Source organism: Pseudomonas sp. DP-17 (assembly GCF_022380625.1).
In the GTDB taxonomy this organism is placed as follows: Bacteria; Pseudomonadota; Gammaproteobacteria; order Pseudomonadales; family Pseudomonadaceae; genus Pseudomonas; species Pseudomonas nitroreducens_A.
On the sequence record NZ_JAKSXG010000002.1, the window covers coordinates 66,633 to 84,738 of the forward strand.

The 18,106-nt window shown below is 67.9% G+C and carries 16 protein-coding genes and 1 pseudogene; 8 read left to right on the plus strand and 9 right to left on the minus strand.

Annotation, left to right across the window (positions count from 1 at the left end; all coding sequences use genetic code 11):
• Positions 1-37: 37 nt before the first annotated feature.
• The 5 genes from pdeM to MJ122_RS06055 form a co-directional block, all read right to left on the minus strand.
• Positions 38-724, minus strand: coding sequence for a ligase-associated DNA damage response endonuclease PdeM (pdeM, locus tag MJ122_RS06035; protein WP_088421067.1), 687 nt, complete (start codon positions 722-724; stop codon positions 38-40).
• Entirely contained in the window at positions 721-3,321 is a 2,601-nt protein-coding gene (locus MJ122_RS06040) for a ligase-associated DNA damage response DEXH box helicase (protein WP_239742965.1), read from the minus strand. Before MJ122_RS06040 ends, pdeM begins: the two co-directional genes overlap by 4 nt.
• A complete protein-coding gene (locus MJ122_RS06045) occupies positions 3,321-4,976 on the minus strand; it encodes an ATP-dependent DNA ligase (RefSeq protein ID WP_088421069.1) in 1,656 nt (551 codons plus the stop codon). Before MJ122_RS06045 ends, MJ122_RS06040 begins: the two co-directional genes overlap by 1 nt.
• Positions 4,973-5,986 (minus strand): ligase-associated DNA damage response exonuclease, encoded by a 1,014-nt coding sequence (locus tag MJ122_RS06050; RefSeq protein ID WP_239742967.1) that lies wholly within the window; start codon positions 5,984-5,986, stop codon positions 4,973-4,975. The genes MJ122_RS06045 and MJ122_RS06050 overlap by 4 nt, the downstream gene beginning before the upstream one ends.
• An 87-nt stretch (positions 5,987-6,073) precedes the next feature.
• Positions 6,074-7,846, minus strand: coding sequence for a S8/S53 family peptidase (locus tag MJ122_RS06055; RefSeq protein WP_239742969.1), 1,773 nt, complete (start codon positions 7,844-7,846; stop codon positions 6,074-6,076).
• 672 nt (positions 7,847-8,518) lie between these two features.
• Here MJ122_RS06055 and MJ122_RS06060 point away from each other — a divergent pair.
• Positions 8,519-9,503 (plus strand): annotated as a pseudogene (locus MJ122_RS06060) (SDR family oxidoreductase).
• 85 nt (positions 9,504-9,588) lie between these two features.
• On the opposite strand, the gene MJ122_RS06065 reads toward MJ122_RS06060, so the two are convergent.
• Positions 9,589-10,491 (minus strand): MerR family transcriptional regulator, encoded by a 903-nt coding sequence (locus tag MJ122_RS06065; protein ID WP_239742970.1) that lies wholly within the window; start codon positions 10,489-10,491, stop codon positions 9,589-9,591.
• A gap of 121 nt (positions 10,492-10,612) precedes the next feature.
• On the opposite strand from MJ122_RS06065, the gene MJ122_RS06070 reads away from it, so the two are divergent.
• The 7 genes from MJ122_RS06070 (at position 10,613) to MJ122_RS06100 (ending at position 16,144) form a co-directional block, all read left to right on the plus strand.
• Complete coding sequence (locus tag MJ122_RS06070; RefSeq protein ID WP_017519191.1) at positions 10,613-11,065, plus strand: PAS domain-containing protein; 453 nt, start codon at positions 10,613-10,615, stop codon at positions 11,063-11,065.
• A gap of 110 nt (positions 11,066-11,175) precedes the next feature.
• Positions 11,176-11,598: a nuclear transport factor 2 family protein gene (locus tag MJ122_RS06075; protein WP_239742972.1), complete on the plus strand. Its 423-nt coding sequence runs from the start codon at positions 11,176-11,178 to the stop codon at positions 11,596-11,598.
• A complete protein-coding gene (locus tag MJ122_RS06080) occupies positions 11,595-12,350 on the plus strand; it encodes an SDR family NAD(P)-dependent oxidoreductase (protein ID WP_088421076.1) in 756 nt (251 codons plus the stop codon). The genes MJ122_RS06075 and MJ122_RS06080 overlap by 4 nt, the downstream gene beginning before the upstream one ends.
• 3 nt (positions 12,351-12,353) lie before the next feature.
• The gene (locus MJ122_RS06085) at positions 12,354-13,601 is read left to right on the plus strand and encodes an FAD-dependent oxidoreductase (RefSeq protein WP_239742973.1); all 1,248 of its coding nucleotides are present in this window, start codon (positions 12,354-12,356) and stop codon (positions 13,599-13,601) included.
• A complete protein-coding gene (locus tag MJ122_RS06090; RefSeq protein ID WP_239742975.1) occupies positions 13,598-14,413 on the plus strand; it encodes a DUF1365 domain-containing protein in 816 nt (271 codons plus the stop codon). Before MJ122_RS06085 ends, MJ122_RS06090 begins: the two co-directional genes overlap by 4 nt.
• The gene (locus MJ122_RS06095; protein ID WP_239742977.1) at positions 14,385-15,653 is read left to right on the plus strand and encodes a cyclopropane-fatty-acyl-phospholipid synthase family protein; all 1,269 of its coding nucleotides are present in this window, start codon (positions 14,385-14,387) and stop codon (positions 15,651-15,653) included. Before MJ122_RS06090 ends, MJ122_RS06095 begins: the two co-directional genes overlap by 29 nt.
• The gene (locus tag MJ122_RS06100; RefSeq protein ID WP_239742978.1) at positions 15,653-16,144 is read left to right on the plus strand and encodes a DUF2878 domain-containing protein; all 492 of its coding nucleotides are present in this window, start codon (positions 15,653-15,655) and stop codon (positions 16,142-16,144) included. Before MJ122_RS06095 ends, MJ122_RS06100 begins: the two co-directional genes overlap by 1 nt.
• Here the strand turns inward: MJ122_RS06100 and MJ122_RS30030 are convergent.
• From MJ122_RS30030 to MJ122_RS06110, 3 genes are read right to left on the minus strand one after another with little or no spacing between them, the layout of a single operon-like run.
• Complete coding sequence (locus tag MJ122_RS30030; RefSeq protein WP_081596681.1) at positions 16,109-16,264, minus strand: DUF2256 domain-containing protein; 156 nt, start codon at positions 16,262-16,264, stop codon at positions 16,109-16,111. The genes MJ122_RS06100 and MJ122_RS30030 overlap by 36 nt on opposite strands.
• Positions 16,261-17,802, minus strand: coding sequence for a cryptochrome/photolyase family protein (locus tag MJ122_RS06105; RefSeq protein ID WP_239742980.1), 1,542 nt, complete (start codon positions 17,800-17,802; stop codon positions 16,261-16,263). Before MJ122_RS06105 ends, MJ122_RS30030 begins: the two co-directional genes overlap by 4 nt.
• Positions 17,799-18,104 carry a DUF6482 family protein gene (locus MJ122_RS06110; protein WP_088421082.1) on the minus strand — a complete coding sequence of 102 codons (306 nt, stop codon included), beginning with the start codon at positions 18,102-18,104 and terminating at the stop codon, positions 17,799-17,801. Before MJ122_RS06110 ends, MJ122_RS06105 begins: the two co-directional genes overlap by 4 nt.
• Positions 18,105-18,106 lie beyond the last annotated feature (2 nt).

Genomic DNA, 18,106 nt, shown 5'->3' on the forward strand with positions numbered 1-18,106 from the left:
CCGTGAAGTTCAGATTATTTGCACGAAAGTTCTGAAATCATTTGCTCCGACGCGCCGATGGGACCTCCCAGACGCCACCATCACCGACCACGAAAACCCGTTCGTTTTCGTCGATTTTCCAGGTCATGGCCCCGGTGAAATTGCCGAAGGCGGGCAGCAGGCTCAGCCCTTCGCCGATCACGAAGCATGGCAGGCGCACCTGCTGTCGGCCGCGGCCGCGCAGCACGAAAGCCGGATGCAGGTGACCGGCCAGTACGTGATGGCTCGCATGGGGAGCAGGTTCGTGTTGCAGCGCGAAGGGGCCGAGCAGCAGCGGCTCGCCGACCACCTCGATATTCCATCGGGCGGGCGGATCGCCGGCGCGCTTGTCATGGTTGCCGCGTACCAGCGTGATGGGTAGCGCCGCATGGCGGTCGCGCCACAGCTCCAGCGCTTCCAGGGTGCGGGCGGTGCGTGCCTCGCGGCTATGCAGGAAGTCGCCGAGGAAGATCAGCCGCCGGCACGGTAACCGCGCCAACAGGGCGTCGAGCCGCTTCAGATTGCCGGCGGTGGTGCCGCCGGGCACCGGCTGCCCCAGCGCGCGATAGCTCGCCGCCTTGCCGAAGTGGATGTCGGCGACCATCAGTACCTGCCCGGTGGGCCACCACAGCGCTCTCTCCGCCAGCAGCCAGAGTTCGCTGCCGGCCACCTGCACGGCCTGATGGGACGGATGCGGGTGGCTCATCGGTCAGGGCGCTGCTTCGGTGGGCGCGGACGGCCGTCCTTGGTTCGCCGGGGCCGCCGCACGCGCGGCATGCGCGGGTCGCTTTCGACGCTGACCGGCACGGCCGTGTCGCTCGCAAAGGCGCCCGGGCCGGCGGCCTGCTCCAGATCGGCGACCATGCGCCGGATGCGGTCGGCGAGCTTCTCCGAGGTCAGGCTTTCGCGGAAGCGTTCCACCAGCAGCGGAAAGGCGAAAGGCGTGGCGCGCGGGATCGGCCGCAGGTCCAGCTGCAGCGCACGCATGCGCTGCAGGGTCTGTTGCAGGCGCTGCACTTCCAGCTCCTGGCGCAGCACCTCCTGCCGGGCCTGCATCAGCAGCAGGTTGTCCGGGTCGTACTGCCTGAACACGTCGAAGAACAGCCCGCTGGACGCCTGCAACTGGCGCGCGCTCTTCGGCGCACCGGGGTAGCCGGTGAAGACCAGGCCGGCAATCCGCGCAATCTCGCGAAAGCGCCGCCGCGCCAGCTCACCCGCATTCAGGCTGGCGAGCACTTCGGGGAGCAGGTCGTCGCTGTCGAACAGCGCCGGTGTCAGCGCCGCGGCGAAGTCCAAGGGGCTGGCGCTGAGCAGCTCCAGGCCGTAGTCGTTGACCGCCAGGGAGAAGCTCAGCGGCGCATGCCGCGCCAGGCGCCACGCCAGCAGGCTGGCGAGGCCCAGGTGCACCGAGCGTCCGGCGAAGGGGTAGAGGAACAGGTGCCAGCCTTCGCGGGACTTCAGCGTCTCGGCCAGCAGGGTGGCCCTGCCGGGCAGCGCCGACCAGGCTTTCTGGATATCCAGCAGCGGCCGCAGCAGGCGCATTTCCGCGCCGATGAATTGCTCCTGGTCCGCCGCATCGAGTTTGTCCAGCATGGCGTCGGCCAGCTCGCTGGAGAGTGGCATGCGCCCTCCGTTCCAGCGCGGGATGGCAGCCTTGCGGACGGTGGCGCGGCGCACGTAGACGGTCATGTTGTCCACTTCCACCAGCTCCAGGGTGCGTCCGGCGAAGAGGAAACTGTCGCCGGGGCGCAGGCGGGCGATGAAGCCTTCCTCGATGCTGCCCAGGGAGCCGGCATTGCTCCTGCCCCAGAACTTCACCGTCAGGCTGGCATCGCTGACGATGGTGCCGATGCTCATGCGGTGGCGCCGCGCCAGGCGCGCGTCGGGTACCTGCCAGAGGCCGTTCGCGTCCGGTTCGGCACGGCGATAGTCGGGGTAGGCGGTGAGCGAATGGCCGCCGTGGCGGATGAATGCCAGCGCCCACTGCCATTCGCTGTCGCCAAGTTCACGGTAGGACCAGGCACTGCGGACCTCCGCGAGCATGTCCTGAGCGAGGAAGCCGCCGCCCAGCGCCATGCTCACCAGGTGCTGCACCAGGACATCGAGCGGCTTCTCCGGCGCCTGGCGCGCCTCGACCTTGCCTTCGGCCACTGCCGTACGCGCGGCGGCCGCTTCGAGCAATTCCAGGCTGTGGGTCGGCACCAGGGTGGCGCGGGAAGGGCGCCCCGGCGCATGGCCGGATCGCCCCGCGCGCTGCATCAGCCGCGCCACGCCCTTGGCCGAGCCGATCTGCAGCACGCGCTCCACCGGCAGGAAGTCCACCCCGAGGTCCAGGCTCGACGTGCAGACCACCGCCTTGAGCTGCCCCTGCTTGAGCGCCACTTCCACCCAGTCGCGCACTTCCCTGGCCAGCGAGCCGTGATGCAGGGCGAGCAGGCCGGCCCAGTCCGGGCGCGCTTCGAGCAGGGCCTGGTACCAGGTTTCCGCCTGCGAACGGGTGTTGGTGAACACCAGCGTGGTGCTGCTGGCCTCCAGTTCCTCGACCACCTGCGGCAGCATGCGCAGCCCGAGGTGCCCGGCCCAGGGGAAGCGCTCGAGGCCCGGCGGCAGCAGGGTATCGATGCGCAGGTCCTTGGCGGTCTTGCCCTGCACCAGGCGCCCGGCGGGCATCAGCACCTCGCGCGCATGGTCCAGGTTGCCCAGCGTGGCGGACAACCCCCACACCAGCAGGTCTGGCTGCCAGCGGCGCAGGCGGGCGAGGGCGAGCTGCAACTGCACGCCACGTTTGTTGCCCAGCAGTTCGTGCCATTCGTCCACCACCAGCATGCGCAGGCGGGCGAAGGCCTCGCGGGCATCGGCGCGGGTCAGCAGCAGGGTCAGGCTTTCCGGTGTGGTGATCAGCGCGCTGGGCAGGCGCCGGTCCTGGCGGGCACGTTCGGCGCTGTCGGTGTCGCCGGTGCGCATGCCCACGCTCCAGCCGATCTGCAGGTCATCCAGCGGCGCCTGCAGGGCGCGTGCGGTATCGGCGGCCAGCGCGCGCATCGGGGTGATCCACAACAGCGTCAGCGGCGCCATGGCCGGTTGGCGGCGGCGCGGCGGGGCATCTGCCGCAGGCGCTTGCCGGACGAAACGGTCGAGCGCGGCGAACCACACCGCGTAGGTCTTGCCGGCGCCGGTGGAGGCGTGCAGCAGTCCCGACTCGTCGTTCGCGACGGCCCGCCAGACCTCACGCTGGAAGGCGAAGGGCTTCCAGCCCTGGCCGGCGAACCATTGTTTCGAGGGACGCTCCGCCTGTCGCGGCATCAGAGCAACCCCTGCAGGGTGGCCAGGGTGTCGGCTTGCTCCACGGACTTGTCGGTACGCCAGCGCAGCATGCGCGGAAAACGCACCGCAACGCCGCTCTTGTGCCGTTTGGACAGCGAGATGCCCTCGAAGCCCAGTTCGAAGACCAGGGTGGGGGTGACGCTGCGCACCGGGCCGAATTTCTCCACGGTGGTCTTGCGGATGATCGCGTCGACCTTGCGCATCTCCTCGTCGGTCAGCCCCGAGTAGGCCTTGGCGAAGGGCACCAGCACGCGCTCGCCGGGCGCCGAGTCGTCCCACACGGCGAAGGTGTAGTCGCTGTACAGGCTCGCGCGGCGGCCGTGGCCGCGTTGCGCGTAAATCAGCACGGCGTCGACACTGAAGGGATCGATCTTCCACTTCCACCACAGGCCGAGGTCGCGGGTGCGGCCCACTCCGTACAGCGAGTCGCGGCGCTTGAGCATCATCCCTTCGACGCCAAGCCGGCGCGATGCTTCGCGTTGGCGGGCGAGGTCCGGCCAGTCGGCGCCGCTCAGCTGCGGCGAGAGCCGCAGGTGGCTGTCGGCGATCCGGGCGACCAGCAGTTCCAGGCGTGCACGGCGCTCATCCTGGTGGCGATTGCGCCAGTCCTCGCCGCGCCACTCCAGCAGGTCGTACGCCAGCAGCGCAGCCGGCACGTCCTCCAGCAGCTTCCGGCTCAGGGTCTTGCGGCCGATGCGCTGTTGCAGCAGGGCGAAGGGTTGGATGCCGAACTGCGCGTCGCTGCCGACGGGCGGCTCCTTCCACACCACCAATTCGCCGTCGAGCACCGTACCGTCGGGCAACGCGTCGGCCAGCGCGCGCAGTTCCGGGAAGCGTTCGGTGATCAGCTCCTCGCCGCGCGACCAGAGCCAAGCCCGGCCGTCGCGTTTCACCAACTGCGCTCGGATGCCATCCCATTTCCATTCCACCAGCCAGTCCTGCGCGGGGCCCAGCAGGCTCTCGAAACGTTCGACCGGTTCCTGCAACGGATGGGCGAGGAAGAAGGGGTAGGGCTGGCCACCGCGCTGGGCGTGTTCGTCGCCGGTCTCGGCAGCGATCAGCGCGAGGTAACGCTGCGCCGTCGGCCGGTGCGACAGGTCGGTGTAGCCGACCATGCGCTGCGCCACGCGCTTGGCGTCGACGCCGGCCAGGGCGGCGAGGGCGCGGGTGACCAGCAGCTTGGAAACGCCGACGCGGAAGGCGCCGGTGAGCAGCTTGATGCTGACCATCAGGCTTTGCCGGTCCAGACGTGTCCACAGTGCCTGCAGGCGTTCACCCAGTTCCTCGGGGGGCAGGCCGCGCAGCGGCAGCAGTTGCTCCAGCCACCACTCCAGGCCTTCTGCGCAAGCCTGTGCGGATTCGGGCAGCAGCAGCGAGATGGTTTCGGCCAGATCGCCCACGGCCTGGTAGCTTTCCTCGAACAGCCAGTCCGGCAGCCCCGACAGCCGTGTTGCCAGTTCGCGCAGCAGGCGCGTCGGCACCACCTGCCGCGGTCGCCCGCCGGCGAGGAAGTACACCGCCCAGGCCGCGTCCTGCGGCGGGGCGGCGGCGAAGTAATCCTGCAGCGCGGCGAGCTTGGCATTGCTCGAGGTGGTGGCGTCGAGGCGGGCATAGAGTTCGGCAAAGGCTTTCATGACGCGCTCTGCTCCAGGGTGTCGTCTTCTTCGCCGTATTCGGTCCGGAAGGCGCGGGCGTCCAGGCCTTTTTCGCCGAGGTAGCGCACCAGCACGTTGACCTGCCCATGGGTGACCATCACCCGCTCGGCGCCGCTCTGCTCGATGGCCCACAGCAGACCGGGCCAGTCGGCGTGGTCGGAGAGCACGAAGCCGCGGTCGACGCCGCGCCGCCGCCGCGCCCCGCGCAGCAGCATCCACCCGCTGGCGAAGGCGTCGCTGTAGTCGCCGAAGCGGCGCATCCAGGTGCTGCCGCCGGCCGAGGGCGGCGCGAGGATCAGCGCCTGGCGCAGTCGCGGATCGTTCCTTGCAATCTCGGTGGCGAGCGCGGTAGGTGGAATACGCACGCCCGCGGCGCGATAGACCTGGTTGAGCGGCTCGACGGCGCCATGCACGAGAATCGGCCCGATGCTGTCGTCGATGCCGTGGAGGATGCGCTGGGCCTTGCCGAAAGCATAGGCGAACAGCACGCTGGCGCGGCCGGCGGCGGCGTTGGCGCGCCACCAGGCATCGACCTCGGCGAACAGCTGTGCCTGGGGCTGCCAGCGGTAGATCGGCAGGCCGAAGGTCGACTCGCTGATGAAGGTATGGCAGCGCACCGGTTCGAATGCCGCGCAGGTACCATCGGGCTCCACCTTGTAGTCGCCGGAAGCCACCCAGACCTCGCCGCCGTATTCCAGGCGCACCTGCGCGGAGCCGAGTACGTGCCCGGCCGGGTGGAAACTGAGCGTCACGCCGTGGTGATCCAGGCGCTCTCCATAGGGCAGGGTCTGCAGGTCGATGTGCTGGCCCAGGCGCGAGCGCAGGATGCCCTCGCCGGGCGCCGCCGCCAGGTAATGGCGATTGCCCCAGCGTGCGTGATCGCCGTGGGCGTGGGTGATGACCGCGCGCTCGACCGGGCGCCAGGGGTCGATGTAGAAGTCACCAGGCGGACAGTAGAGACCTTCAGGGCGAGCGATGACCAGATCCATGCGGCGCACCTTTCGCGGTGGGGGTGGGTTAAAGCTCAGAGCGCCGCTGCGATGTCGAGGTTCCTTGTTTGATTGCCCGCCACCGCCTCAGCGCACCCGCTCGCGGCTCTGCACGGCCAGCTCCAGGGCCTTCTGCATGTCCAGCCTGGCGGAGCGGCCAACATCCTTGTCGTCCAGCCGATAGTTGCGTTCCGACGGCAGGATGGGGGCGGTGAGGTCTTCGGCATCCATCGGTTCGAAGTCGTAGTTGTCGCCGATGCTCATGGCGCTGCGGCGCAGCAGCATGCGCAGTTGCTCGGGCTGCAACTGCGGGTTGATCGACAGCATCGCGGCCAGCAGGCCGGCCACCATGGGAGTAGCGTAGGAGGTGCCGCAATGCACGTCGCCTTCCTGGCCCGGCGCGCGGGTGGAAGCGTGGGCGCAGGCCGACGCGGTGATGTCCACTCGCATGTCGATGTTCGAGGAGCTGCGCTTGACGGCGAACGCCGAGTCGTCGACGGCCAGGCCAGCGCGTTCGCTGCGCTGGTGCCCGCCGACCACGATCAGTTGCTCGGTGATGAAGGAGGAGGGCAGCCGATACTCGTCCGTGCCGGAGAAGGACGAGCCGTTTCCCGCCGAGTTCACCACCACCACATCCGGGTGCTCCTTGCGCAGCCAGAGGAAGAACTCCTCCAGCAGTTCCTCGTAGCCGCCCATGGCTATCCCCGAGCGCAGCAGCGAATCGACCTCGTCGCCCTCGACGTTGCGGGCGCCGACGCGGTGGATGCCCCAGCTCCAGTTCAGGATGCGCACGCCATCCTCCACCAGGTTCACCGAGGCGGCGATGTTGGCGGTGATGCCGGCATCGGAGTTGCGCTCCACCATGATCTCGAAACCGCCGCCGGCCTTTTCCAGGCCGCGCAGGAAACCGGTGTTGCCGCCGTCGTCCCAGCCTGCGGCGAGGATGCCGGCCACCGTGGTGCCGTGGTTGTCCGGCTTGTCCGCATCGCGGGCGTAGACACAGAGACGCGGCGTCGCGCACGGGCCCAGGTAGCCGGCGAAGTCGGCGCTGTCGAAATCCACGTCGCGCTCGATCAGGCCGATGCGGACAGGCTGCGGACGGATCGGCGCCTGCTTCGCGGGGATGCGCCGCTGGTAGTAGTTCACCGCGTCGAGGAAGCGGTTGGCCGCCCACTCATCCGAATTCGGGGCGGGCTTGCCGGGCGACTCGCGAGGTGCCGCCTGCTCGCTGTTTTCCGCGGCCGATTCCTCGATCACCACCGCGTCCACGCTGGTTTCGCTGCCCAGGCGCAGAACCAGGGCGTCGCGCTGCACCAGGTCCCTGGCCGGCAAGCGCAGCTGGTAGAGGTTCAGCGGGGCGATGCTGCCGACCACTTCGGCCCCGTACTTGCGCGCCAGCCGCTGCGACTCCTTGCGGCCATCATGGTTCTCCTCGATCAGCAGGCTGACCAGGTCCACGTAGGTCGTCAGGCCATCCATGTTCGTAGCGACCGCGTCAGGGCCGGCCGCCACCACGTGGCTGTTGCGCAGGGTCAGCCAGGCTGCGTTGCTGGTTCGCGAGCCGTCCTGTAGCCAGAGCGGACCGCTGCGCCGGCTCGCGCTGTCAACGCGAATGCGCAGGTTGCCGCCATCGCGCTGGATGGCTTCGTCGGGCAGCGCCTGGCCGTCGAGCATCACCTGGGGCGAACCGGTAGCCAGCCCGCGCACTTTCAGGCACCAGTCCTGGCGCTGGTCGTCCAGCAGGTTGCCGCAGCGCTTGAGCGCCTGCAGGCGCAGCGGCTCGCTTGCGCCGGCCAGGGGGGCGACAGACAGGGCAGACAGGAGAACGGCAACGGCGAGCAATGCGGGGCGTGGCGGCATGGCCTGAGGTCCTTGGCGGGGTTTCCCGGTTTCGGACTGGCATCGGTGCGCTTTCGTTCAGCTGGAAATGATCTGCCGCGGGCCGCTGCGCTTGCCATCCGGCTGTCCGCCTAGCGGCTGTGGTCGAGCCGGGGCGATCTCTCGCGTCTTGCCGGCGAACGTTCTGCCGCCGCCGGAAACGGCGCAGGCAGCCGATATTTCCCCGCGCCCTGCACTTGCAGGTAGTGCTGGGCGGCGGCTGCCCAGGCCTGGGCTTCTTCCTGTGTTGTGCATGACCAGAAAAACGTCCCCAGGAAGACCTTCCACGTGGGCGGATCTCCAGCCACACACTCGATTCGAATGTTCATGGCGATCCGTTGGGCGCTGGATGACGCCGCCGACAGGGGCCGTCGAGGCGGCGAAGAGTCGTTCAAACGCAGCAAGAAATTAGCGCGCTCAGCCAGGACAGCAACCCCTGCGTCCGCTGCCCCGACAAGCGGCCTTGCCCTGGCTGGCGCGCCGTTTCGCTGCGCGGCGCGGCGATCCGGGTGGGCCGGCGGGGAGAATTTCTGAACCTCGTGCGCTCAGCCCTCTCCACCGTGCAGACGTCGCCAGGCGACCTGTGGGCGCACTGGGCGATGAACCGCAGACCGCGCCTCCCGGCAAGCGAGGCGATACATGAGGAGACCGACGATGCCGGAATTCTACCCATTCAGAGACCGAACCGTGGTGATCACCGGGGCCTCCAGCGGCATTGGCCGGGCGGCCGCTCACGCATTCGCCCGCCATGGGGCGCGGGTGGTGCTGGCCGCGCGGGACGAGGCTGCCTGCCAGGAGGTCGCCAGCCAATGCCGTGAGGCCGGCGGGCAGGCCTGGGTGGTGCCGACGGACGTCACCCAGGGCGAGTCGGTCATGCAGCTGGCGGAGCAGGCGGTGCAACTGACCGGCGGGATCGACGTGTGGATCAACAATGCCGGCGTCGGCAGCGTCGGGACATTCGAGGAGACGCCGCTGGGAAGTGCATGAGCGGGTGATCCAGACCGACCTGCTGGGCTACGTGCGCGGAGCCCGCGCCGTGATGCCGCATTTCAAGCAGCGCGGCAGCGGCGTGTTGATCAATACGCTGTCGGTGGGTAGCTGGGTAGCTCAGCCCTATGCAGCCGCGTACTCGGCGGCGAAATTCGGCCTCGTCGGTTTCACCGAGGCGCTGCGCGGGGAACTGGTGCAGTGGCCGCGCATCCATGTCTGCGATGTCTATCCGGCGGTCATCGATACCCCCGGATTTCGCGATGGCGCCAACTTCACCGGGCATGAACTGGCGCCGCCGCCGCCGCGCTACGACCCCGAGCAGGTAGCGGCTGCCATGGTCGACCTGGCGCTCAATCCGCAACCCAGCAGAACGGTGGGCGGCGCGGCGCACCTGCTGCGCCTGGCGAGGTTGTTCACGCCGGGCTTTTCGCGGCTCATGGGCTGGGGCACGGCACGCGCCATCGAGCGTATGCCGCGAAGCGCCAACTCCACGGGCAACCTGTTCGCCCCTCCGGGCGGACCGCGCCAGGTACACGGCGGATGGAAGCGGCAGCAGGGCCACTCTCCGAGTCCCTTGTTGTTGGGCGTCGCAGTCGCGGCGGCGGTCGGTATCGTCTGGGCGCTGGGCCGGGACGAAGATCGACGCTAGCGAGCAATGGGTTGAGGTGGGGAGAGCTGTAATTCTGTACGAACTTAAAGGGGTGTACAGATTGTCCGTGGAGCGGTTTTTCCGGTCAAAGCTGCAGCGCACCCCGTAACAAGAGGCGCAGGGGCTGCGCGCTGCTTGCCGGGCTGCTGCCCAGCGCAACCAGGGGAACGCCGGGTACGCTGGAGGCGATGTGCTCGGCCGCCTCGCCGACCAGTGCCAGGGGGCATTCGATCGCCATCTGCAAGCGCTCCAGCCGCTTGAGCAGGTCGCTGGACAAAGCCACGGGGTTGAGCAGCACCAGCACTGCCGGCCGTGTGGCGTCGCAGATCAGCGCCAATTCTTCCAGCGGAGCTCCCGGCCCGATGGCCTGGACGCGCACGTCCTCGCCGCCCAGCAGCAGGCCGGCAGCGAGCAGTTCGAATTCCTGAGTGCTGCCGGTGGCATCCGCGAGCACCACACTGACGCATTCCGCGCGGCTCATCTGCAGGCGCAGGAGCACCCGGGCGCGCAGGAAGGCGTCGAGAAACACCCATTGGCTGCGAGCGCCGTAGGCATTGAGTGTCAGCAGGGAGCGCCACAGCGGCAGCAGGATGTCCTCCAGCAGCGTGGCGTTCGGAAAGATGCTGTAGGCCTGGCCGTAGAGCCTGTCGAGCTCGGCCTGGTCGAAGGCCGCCGCGGCGCGGGCAAAGGCTTCGCGCCAATGCTCGCGCTCATCGTCGGGCTTGGCCGGTTCCTGGCGCTGGCGCTGGGCGAGCAGCTCGCCGATCTTGCCCACCGCCATGCCTCGGCTGGACCACAGCAGGATGTCCTGGATGGTCTGCAGGTCCCGGGGCGTGTACAGGCGGTGCCCGCCGTCGGTACGCAGCGGGCTGACCAGGCCGTAGCGGCGTTCCCACGCACGCAGGGTCACCGGATTGACGCCGGTGAGGCGCACGACCTCGCGCATGGGCAGGAGGTCGCTGGGGTCGATATCCGAGAGATCGTTCATGGCGCAGCCTGGCGGCAAAGAAGCATGGATTGTAAACCAGCAGCAGGGCTCGTGGCCGAGCTAGGCAGCACCCGGCAGCCCGACTACCCTAGGCGGATCGCAGCAAACCGGATGGAAAACCATGATCAACGCCAAGCTCCTGCAATTGATGGTCGAAGCCTCCAACGACGGCATCGTGGTGGCCGAGCAGGAGGGAGAGGACAGTATCCTGATCTACGCCAACGCTGCATTCGAGCGCCTGACCGGGTACGCAGTGGACGACATTCTCTACCAGGATTGCCGCTTCCTCCAGGGCGCCGAGCGGGCGCAGGCCGGGCTTGCGGCGGTGCGCGAAGCGATCCGTACAGGGCAACCCTGTCGCCAGGTGCTGCGCAACTTCCGCAAGGACGGCACGCCGTTCTGGAACGAGCTGTCGATCACCCCGGTGCGTAACGAAGCGGACCAGCTCACCTATTTCATCGGCATCCAGCGAGACGTCAGCCGGGAAGTCGAGGCGCAGGAGCGCGTCCGAGAATTGCAGGACGAAGTGCAAGCGCTCAAGGAGCAGCTCGCCGCGCTGAATCCTGCGGAATGATCCGTCGTTAAAAATTCTACAAGATGACTTGATTTGTACAATTAATGCCGTAGGCTTCGCTTATACCTGTACAGAAAATAAAAAATGTACAGGATTTGCCGGAGCCCACCATGCCCTCGTTTCTGCAGTCCTTTGCCGAGCGTTTCGCCGCCCTCGACGCCGCCAGCCTCCATCGCCTGGACGAGTTGTACAGCCGGGGCGTGAGCTTTCAGGACCCGTTGCATCGGGTGGAAGGGCTCGGCGAATTGCGCCGTTACTTCGCGTCGCTTTACGCCAACGTGCAGGAGCTGCGCTACGACTTCCACGGATTCGACGAGGTCGCCCCGGACCACGGCTACCTGCGCTGGACCCTGCATTACCGCCACCCACGCCTGGGCGGCGGCAGGCTGATCGCCCTGGAAGGCTGCAGTCATTTGCGCTGGGGCGAACGAGTTGAGTTTCATCGGGACTATTTCGATGCCGGCGCGCTGCTTTATGAGCACCTGCCGGTCATGGGCGGCGTCATCGGCTGGCTCAAGCGGAGGCTGGCATGAGCCGCATCTGGCTGACCGGCGCCAGCAGCGGCATTGGCGCGGCGCTGGCCGAGCGACTGCTCGCCGCCGGCCATAGCCTGGCGGTGACGGCCCGCCAGACGGCAGCGCTGCAGTCTCTGGCGGAGCGTTACGGTGAACGCGTGCTGCTGGTCCCCGGCGATGTCTCTGACGCCGGTCAGGTCGACCAGATCGCGCGATGCATCCGGCAGGCCTGGGGTGCGCTGGATCGTGTGGTGCTCTGCGCCGGAACCTGCGAGTACCTGGAGCCCGGCCAGTTCGATGCGGCCCTGGTGCAGCGAGTGATGAAGACCAACCTGTTCGGCGCTGCGCTGTGCATCCAGGCCTGCGTGCCGCTGCTTCGCCAGGGACTGCGCCCGCACCTGGTGGTCATTGGCAGCGCAGTGACCTGGCTGGCACTGCCCCGTGCCGGCGCCTATGGCGCATCCAAGGCGGCGCTGCGCTATCTGCTGGAATCCCTGCGCATCGATCTGGCGGCCGAGGCCATCGACACGACCCTGGTGAGCCCGGGTTTCGTCGACACTCCGCTGACCCGGCGCAACGATTTTCCCATGCCGATGCTGTGGCCGGTGGAGCGCGCCGCCGATCATATCGTCCAGAGCCTGGAGGCTCGCCCGCTGGAACTGGCCTTCCCGCGCCGCTTCGTCCTGATGCTGCGGTTGCTGGGACTGTTGCCCGCGCGTTGGCGCCTCGGCCTCGGACGCCGCCTCGCGCGTCGTCCGGCGGAGGCCTGAGCCATGCGCATCGCGATCATCGGCAGCGGTATTTCCGGCCTTACCTGTGCGCACCTGCTGGCCCGCCGGCACGAGCTGACCGTCTTCGAAGCGACGGACTGGATCGGCGGCCACACCCACACGGTCGACGTCGACTGGCAAGGCCAGCATTACGCCGTGGATACCGGTTTCATCGTCTTCAACGACTGGACCTACCCCCGCTTCATCCAGTTGCTGGAGCGGCTGGGCGTCGCTTCCCGGCCGACCCTGATGAGCTTCTCGGTGCATGATCCGGCCAGTGGCCTGGAGTACAACGGCCACGACCTCAATACCCTGTTCGCCCAGCGGCGCAACCTGCTTTCGCCCGGTTTCTGGGGCATGCTGCAGGACATCCTGCGCTTCAACCGCGAAGCGCTCGATGACCACGCCGAGCAGCGCATTCCGTTGTCGCTGACGCTGGGCGACTATCTGCGTGCCGGTGGCTACGGCGATCGCTTCATCGAGCATTACATCGTGCCCATGGGCTCTGCCATCTGGTCGATGTCGCGGGCGCGCATGCTGGATTTCCCGTTGCAGTTCTTCATCCGGTTCTTCGCCAACCATGGCCTGCTGTCGGTGAACAGAAGGCCGCAATGGCGGGTAGTGGAGGGTGGCTCGCGCAGTTACGTGGCGCCCCTGACGGCGGGCTATCGCGAGCGGATCCGGCTGAACTGCCCGGTGCAGTGCGTCCGACGCGATGTGCAGGGCGTCGAGGTGATCAGCGCGGCCGGAAGCGAGCGCTTCGACAAGGTGGTATTCGCCTGCCACAGCGACCAGGCGCTGGCCCTGCTGCAGGCTCCCTCCGCGGAGGAGCAGGCGGTGCTTGGCGCGCTGCGCTATGCCGGCAACGAGGTCATCCTGCATACCGACACCCGCCTGTTGCCGCGGCGTCGGCTCGCCTGGGCGAGCTGGAACTACCGCCTCGGCGGCCCGGAGCAGGCACCTGCCGCGCTCACCTATGACATGAACCTGCTCCAGGGGATCGAGGCGCCGGTGACCTTCTGCGTCAGCCTCAACCAGACCGAGCAGATCGATCCGGCCAAGGTGCTGGCGCGCTTCGAATACGCCCATCCGCAATTCAGCCTGGCCGGGATCGCCGCACAGGCCCGGCGAGGCCTGTTGCAAGGGCAGCAGCATAGCTACTTCTGCGGCGCTTATTGGGGCAACGGCTTCCACGAAGACGGCGTGGTCAGTGCGCTGGAAGTCGCCGGTCACTTCGGGGAACGCCTGTGAAGAGCAGCCTGTGCCGCGGCTGGGTGATGCACCGGCGCCTGCTGCCCCGCGTGCACGCCTTCCGCTATCCGGTGGGCATGGTCCTGCTGGACCTGGCCGAACAGCGCTCCCTGATGCGGCTCTCGCCACTGCTGCGGCCTGGGCGCTTCGCCCCGTTGAGCTGGCGGCAGAGCGACTACCTCCCCGCCTGGACGGGGCAGGGGATGCCGCTGGACGAAGCGGTGCGCGGCCTGCTGCGCGAAGCCTTGGGCGAGGCGCCCACAGGCCCGATTCTCCTGCTGACCCAGTTGCGCAGCTGGGGCCTGTGGTTCAACCCGGTCAGCTTCTACTTCTGCCACGACCGTGACGGCCGGCTGGCGGCGATTCTGTGCGAAGTGCGCAATACGCCCTGGCGCGAGCGCTTCCACTACGTGCTGCCGGTTACTCCCGGCGCGCCGCAGGAGTTCGCCGTGGCCAAGGCCTTCCATGTCTCGCCGTTCTTGCCCAGGGAGATGGAATACCGCATGCGCTTTCTCATCGAGCCCACCCGCGTGCATGTGCACATGGAGAACTGGCGTGATGGCGAACTGGTGTTCCTGGCCAACCTCGATCTGCGCCGCGAGGACCTGGACGCCGGATCGCTGCGCCGGCACCTGCTGGCGTTTCCCTGGATGAGCCTGCGCACCGTTGCGGCCATCTACTGGCAGGCGCTGCGCCTGCTGTTCAAGCGCGTCCCCCTGCACGACCACCAGGCCAGCGAGCATCACCTGGGGGTCGGCCATTGCGCCGTCGAGGAGCCCGATCATGTCCGAACCCACCCTGAGCGCCGATAAGGCCGGCGCCGCCGCGCCGCTGACCGGCAACCTGTTCCGTCACGCGGTCACTGCGCGCTTGCGTCAGCTGCGCCATGGCTGGCTGCAGGTTCGCCGCGGCGAAAGCCTGCTGGATTTCGGCGATCCGCTCAGCTCCCTGCGTGCGGTGATCGACATCCACGACGACGCAGTCTGGGGCATGGTGGCCTGCAATGGCTCGATAGGCGCGGGGGAGGCGTACATACAGGGCTACTGGAGCAGCCCGGAGCTGGCGGCCGTCACCCGCCTGTTCGTTGCCAATCTGGAAGTGCTCGATGCCATGGAGGGCGGCCTGGCACTGCTCGCCAGGCCGGCGCTACGCCTGTTGCACTGGCTCAATCGCAATAGCCGCAGCGGCTCGCAGCGCAACATCCGCGCCCATTACGATCTGGGCAACGACCTGTTCGAACGCCTGCTCGACCCGACGATGATGTATTCCTCGGCCCTGTTCGAACACCCCGCGCAGAGCCTGGAGCAGGCGCAGATGAACAAGCTGGAGACCATCTGCCGCAAGCTGGACCTGCAGCCGCAGGACCACTTGCTGGAGATCGGCACCGGCTGGGGCAGTTTCGCGCTCTATGCCGCCACCCGTTACGGTTGCCGCGTGACCACCACCACCCTGTCGAAGGAGCAGTACGCCTGCACCCAGCACCGCATCCGCGAGTTCGGCCTGCAGGACCGCGTGACCCTGCTGCTGGAGGATTACCGGGAATTGCGCGGTCGCTACGACAAGCTGGTATCCGTCGAAATGATCGAGGCGGTCGGCCATCGCTACCTGCCAGACTACTTCCGCCGCTGCGCCGCCCTTCTCAAGGAAGACGGATTGATGCTGCTGCAGGCCATCACCATCCGGGACCAGCGCTACGAGCAGGCGCGGCGCTCGGTGGACTTCATCCAGCGCTATATCTTCCCTGGCGGCGCGCTGCCCTCGATCACCACGCTTCTGCAGACTGCCACGGCGCACACCGCGCTCAACCTCGTGCATCTTGAGGATTTCGCCGGGGACTACGCCCGCACCCTGCGGCATTGGCGAGACAACCTGCGGCACTCGCGCGCCGAGTTGCTGGAGTTGGGCTACGACGAAAGCTTCCAGCGCCTGTGGGAGTTCTACCTGTGCTATTGCCAGGGTGGCTTCGAGGAGCGCGCCATCGGCGTGGCGCACCTGCTGTGGGCCGGGCCGGCGGCGCGCAGGGCGAGCCTGGTGGAGCCGCTGGAAGCCTGATGGACCGGCGCCTGCCGCTGCTGGTCAACGCGATCTGGCTGCAACTGGGCTGGTGGGGCTGTGTGCTCGGGGCGCATCGCCCGGTCCTGCTCGGCGCAGTGGCTGTCGGGTTGATGGTGCACCTGGGAGTGTGTCGGCAAAGGAAGGAGGAGGGCCTCGCCATCCTCCGGGTCGGCCTGGCCGGTTGCCTGCTGGATGCTGCCCTGGGCTGGCTCGGCCTGTTCGAATTTCACGGAGCGCTTCTACCCGGCTGGCTCGCCTTGCTGTGGCTGGTCTTTGCCAGCGGGCTCCGGCACAGCCTTGCCTGGGCCGAGCGGCCGGCCTGGCGCGGAGTATTCATGGGGGCCGTAGCCGGCCCGCTGGCCTATTGCGCCGGTGCGCCGCTGGCGGGAGTGGGGCTGCCGTTGGGCGTGGGCGCCTCGGCGCTGCTATTGGCCGTGATATGGGCGGTATGGCTACCGCTGATGCTGCGTCTGGCGCTTGGCCGGTGAGCGCCGACAGCGCTCCGAGCAGTAGCGCACCTCTTCCCAGCAGCGCGCCCAGCGTCGCCGCCAGGCGAAGGGGCGGCCGCAGGCCACGCAGATTTTCTCCGGCAACTGGGCCTTTTTCATAACGCTTGCCCGGCATCCAGGCGCGCCAGCAATGCTTCGCCGCGCTGCCAGAGGGCGAGACTGCGCGCCTCGTCCATGCGCTGCAGATTGCGATAGGCCAGGGCGAGCCTTGGATTGGCGCCAAGCCGCTCGCGGTGCCGCATGAGGAAATGCCAGTACAGCGCGTTGAAGGGGCAGGCATCGTCCCCGGTCGCCTTGTCCACCCGGTAGCGGCAGGAGCCGCAGTGGTCGGACATCCGCTGGATATAGCGTCCGCTCGCGCAATAGGGCTTGGAGCCCAGGTAGCCGCCGTCGGCATGCATCACCATCCCCAGCGTATTGGGCAGTTCGACCCAGTCGAAGGCATCCAGGTAGACGGCCAGGTACCAGTCGCAAATGGCCGCAGGGGCGATACCCGCCAGCAGGGCGAAGTTGCCCGTGACCATCAGCCGCTGGATGTGGTGCGCATAACCCAGTTCCAGCGTCTGGCCGATGGCCTGGGCCATGCAGCGCATGTCGGTCCTGCCTGTCCAGTAGAACTCCGGCAGCGGCCGGCGGTTACCCAGCACGTTGAGCTGCGCATAGTCGGGCATGCGCAGCCAGTAGATGCCACGCACGTATTCCCGCCAGCCGATCAACTGGCGGATGAAGCCTTCGGCGGCATTCAGCGGGGCGCGCCCCTGGCGATAGGCCTGCTCCACATCGCCGGCGAGCTGGCGCACGTCGAGCAGGCCGATGTTCAGCGCGGCGCTGATGCGGGCGTGGAAGAGAAAGGGCTCGCCCTCGGCCATGGCGTCCTGGTAATCGCCGAATGCGGGCAGGGAGAACTCCAGGAAGTGCTGCCAGAGTTCCTGTGCCTGGGCGTGGGTCACCGGGTAGTCGAAGCCCTCCAGATGCCCGTAATGACTGCTGAAACGCGCGCCGACCAGTTGCATGACGTCGCCGGTGATCCGGTCTTTGGCGAAGCGCGCCGCAAAGGGGCCGCGCAATCCGCGGGGCAGGGGCTTGCGATTATCCCCATCGAGGTTCCAGGCGCCGCCGACGGGTTGGCCATCGGGTTCCATGAGCAACCCGGTACGCCGGCGCATATCGCGATAGAAGTGCTCCATGCGCAATTGCCGACGCGACCCTGCCCAGCGCGCGAACGCGTCGCGGCTGCAGAGGAAGCGGCGGTCCTCGTGCCAGATCAACGGCACCCAGCCGTTTCGCAGGGCCTGCTCCAGGCGCCACTCGCCGCATTCGGTGAAGTGCACCTGCGGCTCGCCCAGGGCGGCATGCCAGCGTTCGACTTCGCCGCGGATGCTGCCACTGTTGTCGGGATCGTCCAGCGTTACGTAGATCACCTGCCAGCCCCGTTCCCGCAGCGCCTGGGCGAAGTGGCGCATGGCGCTGAAGATCAGCACGATCTTCTGCGGGTGATGCGGCACGTAGCGGGCTTCCTGATCCACCTCGGCCATCAGGATCGCGTCCTGTGCCGGGTCCAGCGCGTCGAACAGCGACAGGTCGAAGCTCAGCTGGTCCCCCAGCAGCAGGCCCAGCCGACGGGGCTTGCGCGTCATTCGCGGGGCTCCAGCGAAAGCGCTACGCGCAGCGGCTGGACCGCAGTTGGATGCGCAGAGCAGATCTCGTCATGGGCGCAATGCTGCACCAGTTCGCAGGGGAGCGACGCCCAATCGCGCAGCGCCTCGCGTACCTGGGTGGTGGAGCGCAGGTGCAGCACCTGGCCGTCGTCGTCGCGAACCGGGCGCAAGCCCTCGGCCAGGCGCGCCTGCAGGACATAGAAACCGCCTTCCAGCGAGATTGCCTCGAAACCCAGGACGCGCCCGGCCGCTGCGGCCTGCGCCAGTTCCTGCATGGTCATCG